Raw genomic sequence first — 22,451 nt, 5'->3', positions numbered from 1 at the left:
CTATTAAGTATGGCAATTGATGTTAAACTGGCTGGATTTACTGGTTTCACATACAGAAACAAATTTGATACAAATACCGCCAGTTGTCAATCGGATAAGTATATGATTTTTCAATAAATACTAATAAACAAATTATACAATATTAAGAATATCAAACTGGACAAGCGGATACTCCATAGAGGAAGAGCTTGACATAGGTGTAACGAGGAATTTTTATACCTACAATTTAAGGGTAAATTCTGACAATGTGAGGTTGTCCTACACTCTCCTCTTTTCACCAGCTGTAGCCGCCGAAATCTGAAAATAAAGTGAATGCCGCCTTAACAATCGGTTAACCACGGATTCGGATTTTAATATCTAGTTTTGATATCAACAGCCCCATTTAGTGCTGATTATCAAAACATTTTATTTTGTTGCGGGGATAGTATTCTTGCCATTCTGAATCCGCAATGGTTGACATGTGAATGTTCATAGCCCTTACCAGAGAAAAAGGTAAGGGCTTTTTTATGTGCAGTGCATTGCAATTGAGCAATGCACATTTCCCTATCCAGCGTTCATGACAGATCAAAGTGCCACTCCTGCGGGCTGGAGCCAGTGTGCGCTGATACTCCCTGTCTGCCTGTCCCGCTGGGGGATCAGGCCAGAGTTCATGTGTATATAATGATCACAGATACCAGCTATATAATGCAGGTTGATCATGAACTTTCTTCTTACTGCAAGAAACCGGTCTTCGGGTAAGCGGGACCATATATTTTCGGGTGTCTCTTCCGTAAAAACATGCAGGTGTGTCAGGTGTAATACACAACCATCTGTGCGTACTTCCACAAACTGTAATTCCTGTATGGGGATCCGAACGCGTTGACCTTTTGAGAGGACATAAAAAGCAGAATGATGTTTCATTTCGACAAGGGATTAGTACTGATTTAAAGTTTTTTATAGCACACAGTTTTAAAACTAGCAGGTAACTGAATAGAAACCTGCGTACAGAAGCTTATGAAATCTAAACCGTCTTATGAGAAAAGTATGTTTGTAAAATTTCTTTTAGATATAGGAAGGAAAGGTAATGAGGATTCGAACAGGAGGAGTTAATCCTTTGTTAACAGAAAGGTTAATACGGAGTTAACTGCGGAGTATCAGACTCCGCAGCAAATCCGTACAGGCAAGGGAAATCCCCTGCAAATGCAATGAGAGCAGGTGGAAAACAAGTTATGGTAAAAGCAGGGGTATATCGGTAAACATTCCATGGAGTAGCACCATGGCAAGTGTCAGGTTTTTCACAAACCGGATATTAAATCCTCCTTTTTCCGAGTAATAGTAGCTCTCCTTATAGCGATCATAAGCTATTGGCGCCCCTAACTCTTTCATCATTTTCAGGAACTCAAATAATGTTCTTTCGGAAATACGCAATCTTTTAGCAAGATGGGCGGGTTTCCCGGTACCTTTGATCCTTATCAGGTAGTCAATGGTCTGCAGTCTTTCAAAATAACGTTTAGGCATGCTGGCATAGTGGGGGTTTACAATGAAAAGAATAAATAATAACAAGTAGTGCGCTGAACCTTTTCCGCGTCGGCTGTCTCCGGACAAATGTTGTGAGTAGCCATAGTGTATGTGTCTTTTGTATCAATTAACGGAATGCTATGATGATAATGTGATATTCGCAAAGGCAACTTCATAAGGCGTCATTCGATCCGGATCAGACAAACAGGGCTTACCATTCCCGGTAATCATAAGTGTAATTTTCATAAACATTTTATTTTGAGGGTATGTGATCAATGCTCAACTCACAAAAGGATAGCCTTCCTGCAAGCTAAAAAAAACTACTGCTATTTTGTTGCAGGCTGACGGGTTTTTGCTGCTGTCATTTCTACAGCAAGAATAAACTCCCCCGGTTGAAACCTGGGGAGTATTCATCAAAAACCAACCATTAAAAGTCTTATTCACCACGGCTTTCACTACACAACTCTACAGCCGGGTAATATCTTTGGTGCAATATATTTATCTGTTTTAGCTGTAACCTTCAACCGATGATCAAAACTCCCAGGTAGAGACCTGAGGGCTAAATCCATGGCTGACAAATAGTGGTATATCCTATAACTTTCTCTGCTGCATCACTACATTGTAATACTACAATACACGCCGCAGAATTTAGTTAATAATATGTTAACGGAAGAAAATTATCCCCAACACTCTATATAAGCTCATGTGTATGAGAGGGTTACATTTAGTGTATGGTAGAACGTTTTAGCAGAAAAAAAAGAAGGTCGTTAACGTCTTGTTAAGCGAAATGCAGGCTTAACGTTGAAGCAAGTGTGAAAGGATCTGTCGTACCACCCCAACAGCATCATCATTGTAATGATGCCCCCCTGGCAATACCAGCTGCCGGTAATTATTAATAGTCAGCCATTTGTAATCAAAGTCCTTTTCGTCCTTTCCTGATATCAGCAATAATGGCTTATTAGTAATCGTATTCATTGCCGCAGGCACACTCATACTACCTGGTGTAGATGTCTTACCCAGCATATCCGATAAATGCACCACCATATCTGTACTTGATGATGGTGACATAAACACCAGATGCTGCACCTGCGCCTGTAACCCCAACGGCAGATTGTTATAAATAAAGGGTAGCACGTCCGCTCCCATAGAATAACCAATTAATATAAAAGAACGGTTCTTCCATTGCGCCCCATAGTACTCCATCAATGCTGCCACATCTCCTGCTGCCTGTGACGGCGTCTTTTTACTCCAGAAGTACTTCAATGCATTCAGTCCGATAACCGGATACCCCTTACCTGCCAGCGTATTCACCATATCCACCGAAAACTTCTTCATGCCGCCATCCCCCGTGATATAAAATACCACAGGCAGTGCCGTAGCTCCTGCTGCCGGTACCTTGACTGTCACCGGCAGTTTGCTGAGATCCCGCTGTTGTGCGTTTACTACTGTTGCTGTGATAAACATTGTCAGCAGCAACAGTATGTATTTTCTTGCAGTCATATATTTCAGATTTATGCCCTCATCACCTTACTCAATGCGCCCGGCAACTGAATGAGATCAAAATCATGTTCGTATACAAGATATTTGTTTGACCATTCTGTTGCATACTTCTCCTTGAACTCACGCAATCCATGATAATGGCGGAAAGCCTTTATTTTTTCATACGCAAACTTCACTACCTGCTCGGCTGTATTCTGTGGCTGTTCTATTCCTGACATCGGTACCAGTCCAAGATTCAGGTACTGTAGCCCTTTCTCTTTTGCATCCTGGATCAATGCTATGATCAGTGCATCCATACAACCTCCTGGCGCCGCGGTACGCTTACGAATCAGATCATAGGTACATTCTCCAGGCGCATAGTCAGGTATCATATTCAGGAATGCTGCGATCTTACCCTCCGCATCTGTAACTGTGATTACATCATGCTCACGGATATCTGCCGCATCAAACAATCCCTGGGAAAAAGTCATCTCCTTCACCTCATACTGTTCCAGCCACTCATCAGATATTTCCTTCAATTCCTGTACCAATGCAGGAGACAGTGGTGCAGTATGTATAGTTGTCGTATATCCTTTAGCGGCAAGACTGTTCAATCCATTACGCAATGACTTCTTATCCTTGCCACTCAATGTGAACGCTGTCACATCTACAATCCCTTCCTGCCCTATCAGTAAACGCTTTTTACGCAGGTGTTCAAAGTAATACATACTCTGTTCATCCACCCGGTAGAATGCTGGTCGCAATCCCATTGTACGGCATTGCTTTTCAAACTCCTGCAATAGCGGTAGTTTTACATCATCTGCACATACCGGCTCTTCGAGTACGATCGCAAAACTGCTGGCTACTCTATACGCAACAAATCCCTGATACTGCTCTGATACATACAACAACTTATCATCACCAACCTTGAAATGGTCCATTGCAGAACTGCCATACTGACTCAGATAATAATGCGCCTTTTCCATTGCCGCATTACTATGCTTACCTACCGGCAGATACGGACGGATGATCGTATAAAAAAGGAATGCCCAGGCGCCCACACCTAATACCCTGATCGCACTCAGGAACTCTCTTCCGAAACGTGTCACCGGATGCAAACCATCATCTTCCAGTAAGAGGAACCCATGGAAAGATGCCTTCAGAGACCCCAACCAGGTAAACTCCATACCGAAATGCCGGGCATTCAGGAAGTAAAAACCAATTGTTCCAAAAAACAGCACTACGACCAATGTTGCCACCGCCGTAACAACACCTATATTCACCAGCTGCCGGTTACTTTTTACCCGGTACTGGCTGGCTGTAATGATCAATGTGATCACCGTACCCATCGCCAGGGCCGCTTCTTCATAATCCAGCGCTTTACTGATATGCCCGACCACCGACAACAGGGATACTGACAACGCTACTATCCACGCACTACGCAGTCCGCGGAACAGAAATGTAGCTGTCACCAGTAACACCAGTCCAAGGAAAACGACCAGCAGATTAGATGCATGAATACTTTCTACCGGAATATACGCACGCAGCAACCTCAGACGTCCTCCCATCGGTGGTGTCAGCACAGAAAATATGTTCACCATACCCAACAGAAAGATGAGCACTGGTGGTAATAATCTTAATAACAACTGACGTCCCTTCAGGATAAAAGAGAACACGCCCGCCACTAATGGTAGCCAGAATTCAAACAAACGGTATAATAAGGTTATTTCCAGGGCTTGCAGAGATGAAAAGCCATAATTGGTCAACAGATATGCAAGAGACAATTCTATAGCCCCTAAACCACGTAAGAAAGGTGATACGATGAGAAAGATGGTCGCTACAATGTATCCGACACAGGCTGCCTCCAGGGATGGCGTAGATCCAGTCGCCAGCATACTGATATACAGGTGAGCAATACCTACCACCTCGATACCGGCTGACACCAGTATTGTATTAATGAAAGATGTTTTATCGAGGTTAAAGGCAAAAATATCATCCACATGCCTTACTGCTCCTGGAAAATACTTCGCCAGCAGATGATAAGCCGTTCCTCTCTGCTGCATGGAACGTACGATCCATACCACGCCTCCCAGTACGCCACATATCACAATCAGCCCACTGACGGCTTCCGCCATCGATTCATCATGCAGTATCGCATATCCTACCACTGGTATACCTACCAGGAAAACTGAAAAGATGCCGGTAAAACCATAAATACCTGATGCCTGATGTACCTGCTGTTTATTGATATTTGTACGGCGCAGGCTCTGGGGCAGATACGCCAGAGAACTCACTCCTCCCGCTGGCAGAAAGATGCTTAACAGGTTCCTTTTCAGGAACAGTTCCGTACCACGATTCAGGTCCAGCTTTCCGCCTACCGACCGGAAGCTATATCTGTACATCAATGCCTGCATCAGAATATAGCCTCCTGTCAGCAGAACGCCAATAATTACCCACAGGCGGTCAGCCCGTTCTATAGCAGGTCCGAGAGAATATAATTCATGCCTTTGCTGCCGGAAAAAATAGACAGCCAGCAGTATGAATAATACCGCCAGTAATTCTTTCCAATGCAGCTTCCTAAGTATTTGTCCGAGGTTCAGTCTATCTTTCAACGCCATACATTACCGGTTATAGTTTATTTGAAAATGCTTCAGTAACATTAACAAGCAAAACTACGGGTAAGTTGAAAGGCGAAACCAGCGGGACCGCTACTTTAATGAGATTTTAATGCTTTGAACGCTTGTACGGAACGACCAGCACAGGTACCGGAGAATGCCTGATTACAGCCTCGGCCGTGCTGCCAATCAGCAGATGATCCAGCCCGGTACGACCATGTGTGCCCATCACCAGTGTAGTGATTTCCTGCTCTTCCACCTGCTCCAGGATATCCTGATTTGGGGTACCCAGTATGGCATTGATCGTCATATCTACATCGGGATAAGTTGTTTTGTATACCTCCAGACTGGCGGCTACTTCCTGAATGTGCGAGGCTAGTTCTCCAGGACTTGTACCTGCTTCTGCCAGCGGCAGCAATGCTGTTGTTTTGTCGAGGATAGACAATAATACTACCGGAGCTTTTGTACTTCTGGCCAGTTCTACACCTGCAGCTACTACGCTGGCAGAATAGCTGCTTAGATCAACAGCTATCATGATCTTTGACATATACTTCTGATTTTAAAGTGGCTATGTTGTGGTAGTAGGTCCAGGCGGGAGAGCTCCCTTTTAAGGCAAATTTAAGTTAAAATATGAAGAAAAAACATAATAATCCGGAATCGGGAAATAGAAATTAGGAATTTCTTCTCTACTAAACTTGCTATAACGTACAAGGGCGCTTCATCATTGAAGACGCCCTTGTACATTACTATTTCAGAATAAGATCTCTTTAGAAAGTGATTAACTCCTAATTCCTAATTAATTTTCCCATTTGATAACGTTTGCGCTCTCAGTGGATTTACCGCTGTGGCGGTTCTGCTTCCTCTGCCACGTGTATCAAATGCTTTAAAACGCAGTGTTCCTTTATCTGTTACAGGGCCGGTATACACCTTGCTTTTCGCATTAGGTTCTTTTCCATCAGTTGTATAACGGATCACAAAACCTGGCAGCTGAATGTTCGCCGTTACTGCACCGTTTACTACTTTCAGTCCCGGTGTAGGTATCCGGTAGTTATATCCACCGTTGTAATGATCCAGCCTTACCAGCTCCTTTTTACCTACCACGTTTACAAATGTGTTCCATGCCTGACCATACAACTGTTCACTGCGGGCACTATCTTTTTCTGTTGCCCACTCAGGATTTTTAGCCCACGCACGCTCCGCCAGACCTAACATTTTAGGCAGGATCATGTATTCCATCCGTTCCGCGTTTTTCACAGTTTCACTCCACAATAAACCCTGTATACCCACGATGTTCTCCGCGCCATAAGCCGTCAGTTTATCCTTACCCTGGAATACCGACGGATTCAGCGGATTGCCCAATGCATCTACCTTAGCGTTCTTGTAGTAATCTTCCGGTATGAAATAGAACGGTTTGTCTATATCCACAAATCCACCCCAGTAGAATCCTGGTTCTTCAAAACTCTTCATGTAAGCCATATCGAAATACATATTGCTTACACCAGATAACACCACTTTGTAGTTAGCGTTGGCAAGTCTGTAAGCCAGATCCTCTGCACCACCTCCCATCACGTTATTCCACACGTCCACCATGAAACCGTTATTGCTGAACTGCGGATTGGCAATGTTATGCGGCTTACCATCAATCGTAGTTTTACGCATGCCCATTTCTTCCCAGCCATATTGTTTCAGACCACGCGCCTTCAGCAGGTCGTATACTTTACCGTAGTAGTAATACCAAAGGTCATCGGTATTCCTAATAGATCTATCTTTCGCCATCAATGCCTGCACAACAGGAGATTTCTGCCATACGCCTGCCGGCACTTCGTCACCTCCCATATGTACATATTCCAGTGGCGCTCCGGCTTCTTTATAGTAAGCCTGCAGCTCTTCCACCACCTTATCGAGGAAAGTATATACTGATGGCAATGCCACGTTGATCACGTTATCATTCCAGTTCTGTACAGAGTGATATTCTGATTTATCTTCCAGGTCGGACAACAGGTATTGTGTGGCTTCTGCGGCTTTACCCTGTGCCTGGAGTTTTGCGTAACGTGCTTCCATTGCTTTTACAGCAGCACGTGCGTGACCCGGAGTTTCTATTTCCGGGATCACAGTAATATGGCGCGCTGTCGCATATTTCAGTATCTCCAGGAAATCCTGTTTGGTATAATAACCACTACCCGCAGGATCCGTTACATCAGGACCTGATCCATAGGAGGGCATTAGTGATTCTTTTTCATCCACGCCATGTCCACGACGACCTCCTACCTGTGTCAGCTCAGGCAAAGAAGGGATCTCCAGTCTCCAGCCCTCATCATCTGTCAGGTGAAAATGCAGGACGTTCAGTTTGTATAATGACATCACTTCCAGCAGGCGCAGCACATCCTGTTTGCTGTGGAAGTTACGCGATACATCCAGCATGAATGCACGATAACCATAACGGGGGGCATCTTTTACCTGCAAAGCAGGCACCTGTACAGACTTCTGTTTAACCGCCCATACGTTAGCCGGCAGAATGTTTTTCAGCGTTTGTATACCGTAGAAAATACCAGCACCGGTAGCTGCTTTAATAGTGATACCATCAGCTGTTACTTTCAGCTGATATGCTTCTGGCGCCAGACTGGCATCTTCCTGCAATTCAATGCCACTACCCTCTCCCACAGCAGGTTTGGTACCGAATAAAATATTCAGTTCGCCTGCCAGGTAAGCAGCTTCTTTTTCGAAGGCAGGCGCTGCATTAATACGCAAACCTGGTTGCAGTGTATAGGTGCCTGTACCGGGTATTACTTCCTGCGGAGTGGGGAATACAGGAGGCAACTGATCAGCAGGAATGTCTTTGATACCCTTATTCTGTTCAAATACATCCGCAGCAGTAGTTAAAGCAGTCTTATCTCCAGGAAAACGCAGATACTGCTTAGGTTGCGTAGAAGGTCTTACTTCCAGCGGATTGAGCTTGTAGCCTTTCGCCGGCTCCTTATCCCATACAAAATAGAGCCCGTCCGGCGCATCTGTGAAATTCACCGCCCAGGCGTCTGCTACCAGTTCTATACGCAGGGAATCTCCCGGAGCGATCCCTTTACTAGCTGCAACCGGAGACAGTTTATACAAATCGCCATTTATATGCGCAGCAGTCACCCCACCTTTGACAGGACCTGGTTTAATTGATCTGACAAAGTTGAAATACAATTGCCATCCCTGGGCAGGAAAAGGAACTTTACTATTATTCACCAACGTAAATGCAGATAAGAACTGTGCTTTACCCTGGTGATTATTCTCCACTACTTCCCATGAAACTTTGATTCTGGAGGCGTCAAATGGAGCCTGTGCCTGCACCGGTGCTACTGCTCCTGCGAGCAGTCCGGATGCTAATAATAATTCGCGAAAATGCATAAGCTGAACGAAGTTAATCTCTGTAAGATAAGGCGATACCCTTTTTAAAACAAACTGATACCGTGTAAGTTTTCCGCAGTTTAAGCAATTTATGCCGATGGCACAGTTATTACAATGAGATACTTATCTACTCATTTAAAACTGGTTCATTATGAATACCGATTACACGCAGTGGGACGACCTGATATTTGATAAACTACACCGATGGACGACAGCTGCAATAAAGATGTTGCCTAACCTGGCTGTAGCGGCGCTCGTAGTGGTGGCTTTCTTCCTGCTGGCTAGGCTGGTTAAAATGCTGGTATATAAATTTGTGTTGAAAATATCACATACACCGGCACTCAGCGGACTGTTTGCCAATATGATATCTGTGCTCGTTACCCTGATCGGGCTGTTTGTGGCGCTGGATGTACTCAAACTCGAGAAGGCAGTATCTTCCCTGCTGGCTGGCGCTGGCATCATCGGTCTGGCCCTGGGCTTTGCGTTTCAGGACCTGACGGCCAATTTTATCTCCGGTATCTTTATCACTTTCAGGCGACCATTCGAAGTAGGACACCAGATCGAAACAAACGGATTCACCGGAAATGTAGAAGAAATACAACTACGTTCTACCATGATCCGCACACTGGACGGACTCCACGTGATTATCCCAAATAAAGAGATCTTTCAGAAACCCATCATCAATCACTCCCTGACTCCCGAACGAAGGGCTGAGGTCACTTTTAATGTACCGGTTGCCAACGAGAGCTCAATGGAAATAAAACGGCTCATTACAGCGGCATTAAAGGATGTGGATAACCTGTCTCCCAACCGTGAGCCAGCTGTGTATTTCACCAATATTGACGGGACTAACCTCAAAGTGACCGTCTCCAGCTGGATCATCAATGAAGATGTCCGCAATTTTGAAAACACGAAGAATGAAATCATTATGAAGATCACCTCTGTGTTAAAGGACAGTAAGCTGATCTGATTTTTCCTATCTTAGCCCCTAATTAAAGGGAGCTTATATATGAAAGGATTTATTGCTTTTACGCTGGTCAGCCTGGCTTTAATTACCGGTTTGGGATATTTCTTTCCCTGGGCATGGTGGTTATTGGTGCCAGTAGCACCATTGATTATCATCGGGTTAGTGGATATTATCCAAACAAGACATGCTATTATGCGCAACTACCCTATCGTAGGTCGTCTGCGTTATTTTATGGAAGATATCCGTCCGAAGATCTATCAGTATTTTGTGGAAAGTGATATCGATGGCAGCCCGATCAACCGTGTTGACCGTTCTACCATCTATCAGCGTGCTAAAAGAGAGTTAAACTCACAACCATTTGGTACCCAGTTCAATGTGTACGCGGAAGGTTACGAATGGATGGCCCATTCTATCCAGCCGAGATCATTTGACACCATGAATAAAGACCCGCGTGTACTGATCGGTGGTCATGACTGTACACAACCATATTCCGCCAGTATACTCAACGTGTCCGCCATGAGTTATGGTTCACTCAGTTCCAATGCGGTAGAAGCATTGAACGGAGGCGCTAAACTGGGCAATTTTGCACACAATACCGGAGAAGGTGGTATCAGTGAACATCACCTGAATCAGGGTGGCGACATCATCTGGCAGATCGGTACCGGCTATTTTGGTTGCCGTACGGCTGAGGGTAATTTTGACGAGAAACTGTTCTCCGAAAAATGTGCTATTCCTCAGGTCAGGATGATCGAACTGAAGATTTCCCAGGGCGCAAAACCTGGACATGGTGGTATCCTGCCTGCGTCTAAAAACACACCTGAGATTGCAGCCATCCGTCACGTACAACCACATACTACGGTTGCTTCCCCGCCTTACCATACCGCATTCGGCTCTCCGAGACAGATGATGCAGTTCATCTCCCGTATGCGCCAGCTGAGCGGCGGAAAACCTGTTGGCTTCAAACTCTGTATCGGCCAGAAGAGCGAGTTCCATGCTATCTGTAAAGCAATGCTGGAAACAGGCTGTTATCCTGACTTTATCACGGTTGATGGTGGTGAAGGCGGTACAGGTGCTGCGCCTCCGGAATTTTCCAACTCCGTAGGTATGCCCCTGATGGATGCACTGGCGTTCGTACATGATACACTGACTGGTTATAATATCCGCAGCAAAGTGAAAGTGATCGCTTCCGGTAAGATCCTGACCGGTTTCCACCTGCTCCGCGCACTCGCTCTGGGTGCGGACGCCTGTAACAGTGCCCGCGCTATGATGATGGCCCTGGGTTGTATTCAGGCGCTGGTTTGTAATACCAATAAATGCCCTACTGGTGTCGCTACACAGGACAAATGGCTCATGGCTGGTCTCGTGGTAGATGATAAAAAACACCGTGTGGCTAACTACCACCAGGACACGATCGAAAGTGCCATCGAACTTGCGGCGGCGGCTGGTCTGGAAACACCGCACCATATTACCCGTGGCCACATTTCCCGCCGTGTGTTTATGAACCAGGTGAAGACTTTTGAAGATATCTACCCGGGGGTAGAAGCAGGATCACTGCTGAACGGGAAAGAAATGGAGACGATCAGTATCGACAGATGGAACTAACTGTTCACTTTATCGCTTAAAATAGTGGGCCGTTCACCTTAGGTGGACGGCTTTTTTATTTACAGGTATTTTTTCCTATTCATTAAGCTCCAGATAAGCTCCCGATCAGGTACAGATCAGCTCACTTAGGCGATACTAATAGGTCACTTTAAGGTCACCTCAAGGGCACTTCAATATCCCCTGGCCCTTGAGGTGCCCTTGAGGTGCCCTTGAGGTGACCTTGAGGTGACCTATTAGTGTCCTGTTAGTATGGGGATTTGTTGCTCATCAACAGGTCGCCAATAGCTTAGAAATATGCGGCAACAACGATTCTTTTTGAGAGTCTGACCTTTTTTACTATTTTCAGTTGGTCAACTCGAAATCTAAACCTCTGCCCATCCATGAACGCCCGTTTGCTAACATTCGCTTCCCTGATGCTTGTTCACCTATGCATTTGTTTTCAGCTCTCCGCGCAGCAGCGTATTTCCATTGATAGTATTACCGTATTGTACACCGATACAACCCAGACTGCATCACCTTATTACCTGGTTAAATTCAGGTCTTTTCCCGGCCATTCACTGTTGTCCAGGCATGGACTGATACGCTCACTGAGCGGTCAGCATCACGTACTGAAAAGCGCACAGTTCGACTCCCTGGAGACGAAGCTTGTTGAGTATGCCCTTAAAGCGAATTATAACTGGAAATGCAGTGAGCAGCTGGTAAGTGAAATGAGCCGGGTGCCTGAAGCCGACAGCGTCCGTGTGCAGGTTTCCTATGCTGAAGATATTCGTCAGTTACGCTATTGCAGACCATTCAGTATATCTGCGGACTATTCCGTTGCGCTGGCAGTGGTGAAGAAAAAAGACTGGGCACTGTTCATGGCCCAGGAAAATGTGCGTTTTGCTGACCGGCTACGTACGCCACGTACAGAGGTGACCATCAGTAACGCGCTGCCTTCAGTGAATTTTATCAATGCATTACACGAGCAATATCCGGGACTACAGGGCGCTGATCACGTAGTAGGACTAAAAGAAGAATTATTTGATAGCACAGATCTTGACCTGCTGGGCAAAGCAGTGTCTTCGCCACTGGCCGCCGGCAAACTGAACCCGCACGCGACCATGATGGCCACACTTATTGCAGGACTGGGCAATAGTGGTCCACGTGGCAAAGGCGTTGCGGTAAAAGCAAAACTCAGTTCGTCTGACTATATGCGCCTGTTGCCAGATGACAATGACTATTTCAAAAATGGGGGTATCAGTCTGCAAAATCATTCCTACGGCACTGCCATTGAAAACTATTACGGTGCTGAAGCAGTGGCCTATGACCAGCAGGTCTATACACTGGATACGTTGCTGCATGTATTCTCCTCCGGCAATGTGGGTAACACCGCGCCCACCAGCGGTACCTACAAAGGCATTACCCGATATGCCAACCTGACCGGCACTTTCAAGCAATCCAAAAACGTACTGGTGGCAGGCGGCATCGATACTGGTTACCAGGTACCCCTGTTAAGCTCAAAGGGCCCCGCATTTGACGGCCGTATCGCTCCACAGCTCGTTGCCTATGGACAGGCCGGCACCTCGGATGCTGCTGCAACGACTACCGGTATTGCTACATTAGTACAGGAAGCCTATCAACAGGAATATGGACGCACACCGTCTGCCGCAATGACCAAAGCGATCCTGATCAATAGTGCAGATGATCTCTACACACCCGGTCCGGACCATAGCAGTGGTTATGGTATCGTGAATGCACTCGGAGCGATACGAACGGTGAAAAACAGACGTCTGCTTGGCGGAGAAGTAAATGGGGGAAATACAGTAAGTTTTCCGGTCACGGTTCCTGCAAATACCCGCCAGCTGAAAGTGACATTAACCTGGACCGATCCTGCTTCCACAGAAACGGCTGCGAAAGCGCTGGTCAATGACCTTGATCTCTCGGTTATTGAAGAAGCAGGCCAGATCTATCTTCCCTGGGTACTATCTACTTTTCCACATGCGGACTCCTTACAGGCAGCGGCTTACAAAGGCAGGGATACCCTGAATAACACCGAACAGGTGACTATAGACTGGCCTACAGCAGGTGCCACCCGTATCATGGTGCAGGCAGCTACATTGCGTTCAGGCAATACACAACGATTCTCACTAGCTTATCAGCTGATTCCCGCCTCATCTTTTGAATGGCAGTATCCGGCGGCCGGAGAACAACTTACTTCGGGCAAAAACATCTCTGTAAGGTGGCGCACGCTGTATGCTGGTGACGGAGCGCTGTCGTTCAGTATTGACAGTGGTGCTACCTGGACACAGGTAGCCGCTGACATCCCTGTTGCCGCCGGCAATATCCGCTGGCAGGTACCAGATGTTTTCAGCAAAGGACTGTTACGCATCACCACTGCTGATACTATCTGGACAAGCCCCTATTTCACTATCTCACCACCTGTCACTGTGAATGTAGGGTTCAATTGTCCGGATACCCTGCTGGTATACTGGCCAGCAGTGAATAATGCAGCCGCTTATGATGTATTGGGCCTGTCAGGACAAACATTCTCCCATATTACCACTACGACAGATACGTTGCTGTTCCTTCCAAAAACACAACTGACCAGTGACTTCATCACTGTACGTCCTGTGCATAAAGACGGATGGGCTGTCGCGCTGAGTAATAGCTACAACTACGATCAACAGGGCATCTATTGTTTCTTCCGGCAGGTGCTCGCTGATGTTATGGAAGATAACAGTGTCGATATATCTGTGACACTAAGCACACTCCTGCGGGTCAGGAAAATTTACTGGGAAAGGATGCTGGGCAATGATTTCGTTACGATCTCGTCACAGGATGTAACGACAGATGAGCGCTATATCTTCAAAGATCATCCGGAGCAATCAGGACTGATCAGTTACAGGATAAAACTGGAGCTGACAGACGGACGCATTGTTTATTCTGATATACAAACAGTACAGCTGTTGTTCGACAGAGACTTCCATCTATTTCCGGTTCCGGCGGGACAGCAGATCATGCTGCTCAGCAGTAAGTTCGGCGATTACCGGGTTCGTATTACAGACATGGCTGGCCGCACATTACTGAAAGCCCCGCTGACCAGTGTGCGGCAAACATATTCCCTAAAAGGAATAGCGCCCGGCGTATACCTGTTTGTGATATACGAGGGCGCTAAGAAAATAGCTGTGAAACGCTTTATAAAAGCGGCTGAGTAGTTACCGGACCTTTACGACAAACAGATTGCCTGTCAGATCTCCCGGACGCAGTCCGGACAGGTCTACGATACAATCTTTACCCTGTTGCTTCCAGGAGATCGTCTTATTGCTGCCAAGGATGCTAGCCTTTGCCTGCTTAGCAGGTGCAAAGTCCTTTATGCGCAGCTGCGGCTGATAACCTGTAGCAATACAATACAGGGCATTATCTTTTTTGGTAAAGAACATCTCAATGTGCGCATATTCTTTGGACGGTTTGATCATCTTCGCAACATTGTAGTCTGACATATAACTGGCTTCCTTTACCGGCGGACGGTTACCTGCACTCCACTGACGGGTCTCTTTCCAGGGCGTTGTATTATAGATGGCTTCTCCGTTCACTTCCAGCCAGGCGCCTATATCTACCAGGCGTTGCTGCATAATAACAGGTATCCTGCCATCAGCAGTGGGGCCGATATCGAGTAGCAGGTTACCACCGCGGGAAACGATATCCACCAGGAGGACTACGAGGTCATTACTTTTCTTATAGTCATTTACTGTTTCCATTCTGTTGTAGCCGTAGGAATTGCCGATACCCTGGCTTTCTTCCCATACTACACCGGGTTGCATCCCACTTCCATATTCAGAAGTAAGATAGGTAGCACCATTATTATTCCCCCGGGTATTGCTGCCCCAGCGATCATCTACCACTACCTCATCATTCACAGGCGACTCGTTAAACAGCCAGGCCAGTAACTCCGGGCTGCGCCATGCAGTATCTGACTGTTCCCATTCTCCATCGGAGAAGATCACAGAAGGTTTATATTTTGTAACCAGGTCTTTGAACTGAGGAGTCATGACGTTCTTTACATAACTCGCCTTATCTTTTTTCCAGAGTGGGTTAAACCATTCGTACAGCGAATAATAGTATCCCATTTTCAATCCTGCTTTTCTCACTTCACTGGTCAGATCGCCCAGCAGGTCTCGCTTAGGTGTACCGGTAACCGCATTCCAGGGTCGGCCCCATATGGAGTCCGCCTGTTTGTTATCCCACAGGCAATAACCTTCATGGTGTTTAGAGGTCAGCACGACGTACTTTGCACCAGAGCGCTTGAATACATCCGCCCATTGTGCAGGATCGAATAATTCAGCTTTAAACTGCGATTCAAACTGCTGGTAGCTGAAGTCCTTCCCATAGTTCTTATCATGGAATGCACGCACTTTCTTATGCGTGTCATCATTCGCGCCGTCCAGTTGATACCAATACCATTCGGAATAGCCACCAGGCCCTACCACGGCAAAAGAAGGTACCGCATATACTCCCCAGTGGATGAAGATGCCAAATTTCGCCTGATTGAACCAGGCCGGTATACCGCGTTTATTAAGAGAAGCCCAGTCAGCTGTATAGTGCTGAGCGGCCAGCGGCGCACTAGTTAATAGTAATGCTGCTGCATAGAGGAAAATCTTTTTCATAACTGTAGTTGATAGTATGAGACCGTGAATATCTAAACAATAGATAAATATAAAATGACGGGCCAGCAATTCCTAATACCATCTGCACCTGAACCGGTAGTATATTCAAAAAGAAAACGCCCCTTTCATTTGCATGAAAGGGACGTTTTGACTGTTATTTCAGAAGATAGCCGGTGGCTATACATCGTACTTCATTACATTTCCAGTGCACCCGCGGCTGCTTCATCTACGAACCAGTGTAATTCACCCTCCTGGGGACGGATCAACTGGGAAGGGTATTTCTCAGCGTCGAAGTCACCTTCTATTACACTCTTCAGCGTCAGGGCTTTACCGCTACCGGTAGCCATGAATACAACGCAGGCAGCTTCGTTCACCACAGGAGCTGTCAGCGTGATACGGAACATATCCTGCGCTTTCAGGAAGAATGCTTTTACCCATGCTTTCTTCTCGTGTACGATTGGTAAACCAGGGAAGAGGGACAGCGTGTGTCCATCATCACCCATGCCCAATAATACGAGATCAAAAGTGGTATCTCCTTCCTCAAAGTATTTTTTCAGGATCGCTTCATATTCCGCAGCTGCTGCTTCTGGTTCAATATCAGTGCGCATAACATTGATATTTTCAGAAGGAACCCCTACTACATCCAGCAGAGTTTCATAAGCCATACGGGCATTATTACGTTCGTCTTCAAAAGGAACCGCTCTTTCATCACCCCAGAAGAAATGTATCCTGTTCCAGGGGATCATGAGTTTATAGGGTTCTTTTGTGAGCAGTGTGTATAATGCCTTAGGCGTACTACCACCGGAGAGGGCCCATGTAAAGATAGGCTGGTCCTGTAACACTTCCTGGATGTAGTTACTGATCCAGGCTGCCAGGTTCTCACTCAGTTCCTGGGTATTTTTAGCTATGTGTAATTCCATTTCTCTTATTTAGGTAGATTGATCCAGGCATGTCCATCTCTTGCGATCAGGGCGTCTGCATCTTCAGGACCCCAGGAATCAGGAGCGTAGTTAGGGAAATCAACCGGTGTGCGGGATTCCCATGTTTCCAGTATCGGCATTACCACTTTCCAGGCAGCTTCTACCTGGTCAGCACGCATGAACAGGGTAGCATCGCCTTCCATTACGTCCAGCAGCAGTGTTTCATATGCTTCAGGAGCATGGTCATCACCATACTGACGATCGAAGTTGAATACCATTTCCACCGGGTCCAATTCCATGCTCTGGCCAGGGCGTTTCGCCTGGAAGCGGATACGGATATCCATTTCCGGCTGGATGCTGATGGTCAGGCGGTTTGGGCGCCATGTCTCTGCTGATTCGGCAGGGAACGCGTAGTGTGGTGCCTGGCGGAACTGCAGGGTGATGTTGGTCGCTTTCTGGTGCATGTTCTTACCGGTACGTACGTAGAACGGTACGCCCTGCCAGCGCCAGTTATCAACATAGAACTTAACAGCTGCATATGTTTCAGTAGCAGATTCCGGATCAACACCTTTCTCCTCACGGTAACCAGGCATCTGTTTTCCCTGTCTCCAGCCAGCAGAATACTGGCCACGTACCGCATTCTCATGGATCTTATCCTTGGTGAATTTGCGGATAGCGTTCAATACATCTACTTTCTTATTACGGATCTCGTTTGCATCAAAAGATACAGGCGCTTCCATTGCGATCATACACATTACCTGCAGGATGTGGTTCTGCACCATATCACGCAGTGCACCGGAGTTCTCATAATAACCGCCACGGCCTTCCAGCCCTACGGTTTCAGAAGCGGTGATCTGTATATGATCTATATAGTTACGGTTCCATAAAGGCTCAAACAACGCATTCGCAAAGCGCAGCGCGATGAGGTTCTGTACGGTTTCCTTACCGAGGTAGTGGTCAATACGGTAGATCTGTTCTTCAGAGAACATGCTTAACAGCAGTTCATTCAGTTCATGCGCACTTTGCAGGTCATGACCAAATGGTTTCTCTACAACGATACGTGTGCTGTGTTTATCACTGCACAGGTTCAGGCTACCGAGTTTCTGTGCGATAGCAGGCATCAGCTGAGGCGCTACTGACAGGTAGAAGATCACGTTAGGATGTACACCCCACTCTTCTTCTTTTGCCTTCACGAAATCAGTGATGGCGCTGTATGCTGCTCTGTCTTCTGCATCCATCTGCAGATAGGTTATATGCTGGCTGAAATCTGCCCAGTGACCGTTCTGCTCTCCTTTACGACGGGAGAACTTCTGGATACCATCCAGTAAACGCTCTCTGTAGGCGCCGTTGTCATAAGGACTACGACCGATACCGGCAATCGCAAAGTTTTCCGGCATGTAGTTATCCAGGAACAGGTTGTATAAAGCCGGCGAAAGTTTTCTGTAATTCAGGTCGCCGCTACCGCCGAAGATGAAGATGATGGAGGCAGGCGGACGTTTATGATTCTGCATAACAACTATATTTTATGAGAGTGTCCATCACACTAAAGGCGACGGACACTCAAACTCTTTATTCACCCCAAACGGTATGGAAACTACCAGGGACATCTATACGCTGATAGGTATGTGCACCGAAGTAATCGCGTTGTGCCTGTACCAGGTTGGTTGGCATACGCTCTGTACGGTAAGCATCAAAATAAGCCAGGGCTGACATGATACCTGCAGCGGCAGTACCTGTTTGCGCGGCCTGTGCCACTACGGTACGGGTATTGGTGATGGCACTCTCTACAAGAGCAGCAATATTCTTATCCAGGAGGATGTTAGGTAATTCAGGTGCTGCTTTGTAAGCCTGGGTATATACTTCCAGGAGGGTAGAACGGATGATACAACCGCCTCTCCATACTTTCACAGCTTCAGGTAAAGGAATTTCCATCTGCAGTTCTTTTGATGCCTGATGCAGCATCGCCAGACCCTGTGCATAACTGATGATGATACCAAAGTGTAATGCATCATGTACCTGCTGAATCCAGGTATCAACCGGCGTATTCAGCTGTGCAGCAGGAGATTTATATAACGCAGCTGCCTGTACACGTTCATCCTTGTAAGCAGAAATAGTACGTAATGCCACAGCGGTATCAATTACAGGAACAGCTACCGGCAGTTCCATTGCATCCTGTGAAGTCCATTTACCAGTACCTTTTGAACCCGCTTTGTCAGAGATAACATCCAGCAGTCTTGCGCTGGTCTTGTCATCTTTCTGCAGGAAGATATCAGCAGTGATCTCGATCAGGAAAGACTGAAGATCGCCTTCGTTCCAGGTCTTGAATACTTTATGCAGCTGATCGTTATCCAGTCCTGCCTGTTTCAGCAATGCATATGCTTCGCTGATCAGCTGCATGATGGAATACTCGATACCATTGTGCACCATCTTTACATAGTGACCTGCACCTTCCCTACCCAGGTAGGCTACGCAAGGTTCACCATTTACCTTCGCGGAAATAGCTTCCAGCATTGGTTTTACTTTTTCATACGCTTCTTTGTCACCACCCGGCATGATGCTTGGTCCCGTACGGGCGCCTTTCTCACCACCGGAAACGCCGATGCCCATGAAATGAATTCCTTTCTCACGCAGGTATTTTACTCTGCGTAATGTATCTGTATAATGTGAGTTACCACCGTCAATCACAACATCACCTTTTTCCAGCAGCGGGATCAATGATTCGATCACATCATCCACCGGCTGACCGGCTGGTACCAACATCATCAGCTTACGCGGACGCTCCAGTAATTGTACCATGGTTGCCAGTTCTGCCACTCCCTTTACAGTAGTGCCAGCTGTAGCAGCCGATTCCAGAGCCCCGGTCTTGGTACTATCTTTATCAAAACCAATAACGGAAAAACCATGATCAGCCATGTTCAGTAACAGGTTACGTCCCATTACGCCAAGACCAATCATGCCAAAATCGAATACGCTTTGTGCCATAAATTATCGTGTAAGTGCCTAAAAGAATGAAGTAAAAGTACGAATTATCAATTACCAATTGCAAATACTATTATCTGACCTGACAAAACTATGAAGTTACTGTACCAAATGCCGCCATTTATACATAAGATTCCGCGATTCATGCAACGTTCAGCGGACTCTTAAATTTTCCTTAAATCTTACCAGCCAAGGCATACCATACCCACGCCACAGATCAGTATTGTTACTCCCCCCAGCGCATGCACATACCGTTCCAAATAACTGATTCTCAATAACGAGAAGCCGTAATACCCTAATAAGACCATCCCTACCATGGTCAGTAGGGTGAACAGTGTAAAACTGCCTATCAGCATACACATACCATATGCTGAATGCTGTGCCGCCGGGTAGGTCAGCAATGGGATCAGTGGCTCACAGGGACCTAATCCGAAAATGATCAGCATAATCCAGGGCGTGACCTTCATCCGCTCCTGTGGATAAACAATCTCTCCGTGTTTATGTTCATAAACATAGATTTCGCCATTATCATACACGTCAAAATGCTTGTGGACCTTGTTACTCCAGGCCCGTTTCAATCCCCAGATAGTATACAACAACCCGAAAGTCAGCAAGGCCCATCCTGCCAGTCCTCCCCGCACACCTTCCACACCACTGATCTTTGACAGTGACCATCCCAGGCCGATACCCAGTAACCCCAATAACACCGAGCTACCCACATGGGCGGCTCCGCACAGCAGCGTCCAACCCACCGTCTTCGATATGGACCACCCCCTGACCCTGCTCAGGGCGATGAAGGGCACATAGTGATCCGGGCCTGTTACCGTGTGCAAAAAACTGATGGTCACAGCGGTTGTGATCAGTAATTGCAATGCTGCATTCATGTAGTATCTTTTAAAGTTTTCTTTCCTGTCCTGTGAGTAAGGATATCCTTTTAAATAGTGCATAAAGCTGCTCTCCTCCATTGCCAAGCACCCTGATCAACAATGCTCCCGCGGCAGTACGCGACACACCAGCTTTGATCTTTTCTTCGGATGAAAGGCAGTTATGGATAAGTGTCGCCATTGCATCTATATCCTGCTGTGCATCATACCATAACAGTGATGCCTGATGTGTATACCCTTCCCACTGCCCTGTTGCTCCAGGCGATATAATGGCTGGTTCCAGCACGGTAACATCCTTGAACAACAACCGGCCATGGCACCATACTTCCAGTACATTTTTGAAATAGTCACAACGAAATATCTCTCCGCTTAGCTTTCTTCCGCACGTAATGATCTCTCCCCACAATAGGCGGCAATCCGGCTCCAGTTCAATACGGCTGGCACTGTCAAATATGGACCGCTCATGCGGTACACTGGGATGAGGCAGATAATACAGGCTACTGCCCTTTTCCATTCTCACCTGCCATCGTTGCTTTGCCCCCATTTCCATCTGAAAGATGCGCTGGTATGCCTGCGTATACAAATGCACACAGGTCTCCGGCTGCAGATGTACACTGATCTCATACTGATCACCATCCAGTATTCCCGGAGATGCTGTCATTATTGTCAGGTGCAGGTCGCCTGACCGGCTACCACTGATATCGGCTACTTTAAATGGTTTGGTAAAATAGCTGTGTTGCAGATAGGTATGCGTCCCCCTGACCGCCGCCCTGATATCCAGTTCACTTGTCATTGCAGCAATGCCGGCTCCTCTACGGCTTCGAGTAAGGCATACTTCCTGATCCAGCCGATGACTGCATCCAGTCCGTCCAGTGTCATCAGATTGGTGAAAACAAAGGGCCTGCCCTGACGCATCCTGCTGGCATCACGCTCCATCACTTCGAGACTTGCACCTACGTAGGGTGCCAGGTCTGTTTTATTGATCACCAGGAGGTCTGAACGGGTAATGCCCGGCCCTCCTTTGCGGGGGATCTTATCTCCCTCTGCTACATCTATCACGAAAATAGTCACATCAGCCAGATCAGGACTAAAAGTAGCAGATAGATTGTCGCCACCACTTTCTATGAAAATGAGTTCCACGTCCGGGAACCGGGTAGCTATTTCTTCCACAGCTTCCAGGTTCATACTGGCGTCTTCCCGGATGGCAGTATGGGGGCATCCACCTGTCTCCACACCGATGATCCTTTCAGCAGGCAGAAGGCTGTTCTTCATCAGAAATTCCGCATCTTCCTTTGTGTAGATATCATTTGTGATCACAGCCAGACTATATTGCTGATGCAACTGTCTGGAGAGTCTTTCTATCAGTGCTGTTTTACCGGCGCCTACAGGTCCGGCCACACCGATCTTGATGTATGTACGAGATTGCATAGTGTTAATTTTAGTTAGGAAGGAGGAATTAAAGAATTCGCTATGAT

At 46.7% G+C, this 22,451-nt stretch carries 16 protein-coding genes; 3 read left to right on the top strand and 13 right to left on the bottom strand.

Annotation, left to right across the window (positions count from 1 at the left end):
- Positions 1-564 precede the first annotated feature (564 nt).
- From GWR21_RS22945 to GWR21_RS22920, 6 genes are all read right to left on the bottom strand, one after another.
- On the bottom strand, positions 565-900 hold the full coding sequence (locus tag GWR21_RS22945; RefSeq protein WP_162333982.1) for a LytTR family transcriptional regulator DNA-binding domain-containing protein: 336 nt from the start codon (positions 898-900) through the stop codon (positions 565-567).
- Between the two features lie 306 nt (positions 901-1,206).
- Complete coding sequence (locus GWR21_RS22940) at positions 1,207-1,497, bottom strand: hypothetical protein (protein ID WP_162333981.1); 291 nt, start codon at positions 1,495-1,497, stop codon at positions 1,207-1,209.
- A gap of 795 nt (positions 1,498-2,292) precedes the next feature.
- Positions 2,293-2,997 carry an AcvB/VirJ family lysyl-phosphatidylglycerol hydrolase gene (locus GWR21_RS22935; RefSeq protein WP_162333980.1) on the bottom strand — a complete coding sequence of 235 codons (705 nt, stop codon included), beginning with the start codon at positions 2,995-2,997 and terminating at the stop codon, positions 2,293-2,295.
- An 11-nt stretch (positions 2,998-3,008) separates the two neighbouring features.
- A complete protein-coding gene (locus GWR21_RS22930) occupies positions 3,009-5,594 on the bottom strand; it encodes a phosphatidylglycerol lysyltransferase domain-containing protein (protein ID WP_162333979.1) in 2,586 nt (861 codons plus the stop codon).
- Positions 5,595-5,700: 106 nt separating this feature from the next.
- Positions 5,701-6,138: a universal stress protein gene (locus tag GWR21_RS22925; RefSeq protein WP_162333978.1), complete on the bottom strand. Its 438-nt coding sequence runs from the start codon at positions 6,136-6,138 to the stop codon at positions 5,701-5,703.
- A 245-nt stretch (positions 6,139-6,383) separates the two neighbouring features.
- The gene (locus GWR21_RS22920; protein WP_162333977.1) at positions 6,384-8,981 is read right to left on the bottom strand and encodes a family 20 glycosylhydrolase; all 2,598 of its coding nucleotides are present in this window, start codon (positions 8,979-8,981) and stop codon (positions 6,384-6,386) included.
- Between the two features lie 151 nt (positions 8,982-9,132).
- Here GWR21_RS22920 and GWR21_RS22915 point away from each other — a divergent pair, with 151 nt between their 5' ends.
- The 3 genes from GWR21_RS22915 to GWR21_RS22905 all read left to right on the top strand — a co-directional run bounded on the left by GWR21_RS22915 (position 9,133) and on the right by GWR21_RS22905 (position 14,744).
- Positions 9,133-9,951: a mechanosensitive ion channel family protein gene (locus GWR21_RS22915; RefSeq protein WP_162333976.1), complete on the top strand. Its 819-nt coding sequence runs from the start codon at positions 9,133-9,135 to the stop codon at positions 9,949-9,951.
- A 39-nt stretch (positions 9,952-9,990) separates the two neighbouring features.
- On the top strand, positions 9,991-11,550 hold the full coding sequence (locus tag GWR21_RS22910) for an FMN-binding glutamate synthase family protein (RefSeq protein ID WP_162333975.1): 1,560 nt from the start codon (positions 9,991-9,993) through the stop codon (positions 11,548-11,550).
- 380 nt (positions 11,551-11,930) lie between these two features.
- A complete protein-coding gene (locus tag GWR21_RS22905; RefSeq protein WP_162333974.1) occupies positions 11,931-14,744 on the top strand; it encodes a S8 family peptidase in 2,814 nt (937 codons plus the stop codon).
- On the opposite strand, the gene GWR21_RS22900 is transcribed toward GWR21_RS22905, so the two are convergent.
- From GWR21_RS22900 to ureG, 7 genes are all read right to left on the bottom strand, one after another.
- Positions 14,745-16,193 (bottom strand): alpha-L-fucosidase, encoded by a 1,449-nt coding sequence (locus tag GWR21_RS22900; RefSeq protein WP_162333973.1) that lies wholly within the window; start codon positions 16,191-16,193, stop codon positions 14,745-14,747.
- A gap of 194 nt (positions 16,194-16,387) precedes the next feature.
- Entirely contained in the window at positions 16,388-17,113 is a 726-nt protein-coding gene (gene pgl, locus GWR21_RS22895) for a 6-phosphogluconolactonase (protein ID WP_162333972.1), read from the bottom strand.
- A gap of 5 nt (positions 17,114-17,118) precedes the next feature.
- Complete coding sequence (zwf, locus tag GWR21_RS22890; RefSeq protein ID WP_162333971.1) at positions 17,119-18,624, bottom strand: glucose-6-phosphate dehydrogenase; 1,506 nt, start codon at positions 18,622-18,624, stop codon at positions 17,119-17,121.
- A 58-nt stretch (positions 18,625-18,682) separates the two neighbouring features.
- Positions 18,683-20,095 (bottom strand): NADP-dependent phosphogluconate dehydrogenase, encoded by a 1,413-nt coding sequence (gene gndA / locus GWR21_RS22885; RefSeq protein ID WP_162333970.1) that lies wholly within the window; start codon positions 20,093-20,095, stop codon positions 18,683-18,685.
- 179 nt (positions 20,096-20,274) lie between these two features.
- Positions 20,275-20,976, bottom strand: a complete 702-nt coding sequence (locus tag GWR21_RS22880; RefSeq protein WP_162333969.1) for an urease accessory protein UreH domain-containing protein — start codon at positions 20,974-20,976, stop codon at positions 20,275-20,277.
- Positions 20,977-20,986: 10 nt separating this feature from the next.
- Positions 20,987-21,769 (bottom strand): urease accessory protein UreD, encoded by a 783-nt coding sequence (locus GWR21_RS22875; protein ID WP_162333968.1) that lies wholly within the window; start codon positions 21,767-21,769, stop codon positions 20,987-20,989.
- Positions 21,766-22,404, bottom strand: a complete 639-nt coding sequence (gene ureG / locus GWR21_RS22870; RefSeq protein ID WP_162333967.1) for an urease accessory protein UreG — start codon at positions 22,402-22,404, stop codon at positions 21,766-21,768. The genes GWR21_RS22875 and ureG overlap by 4 nt, the downstream gene beginning before the upstream one ends.
- Between the last annotated feature and the right edge of the window lie 47 nt (positions 22,405-22,451).

The organism is Chitinophaga agri (assembly GCF_010093065.1).
In the GTDB taxonomy this organism is placed as follows: Bacteria; Bacteroidota; Bacteroidia; order Chitinophagales; family Chitinophagaceae; genus Chitinophaga; species Chitinophaga agri.
This window is presented reverse-complemented; position numbering and strand designations above follow the sequence as displayed.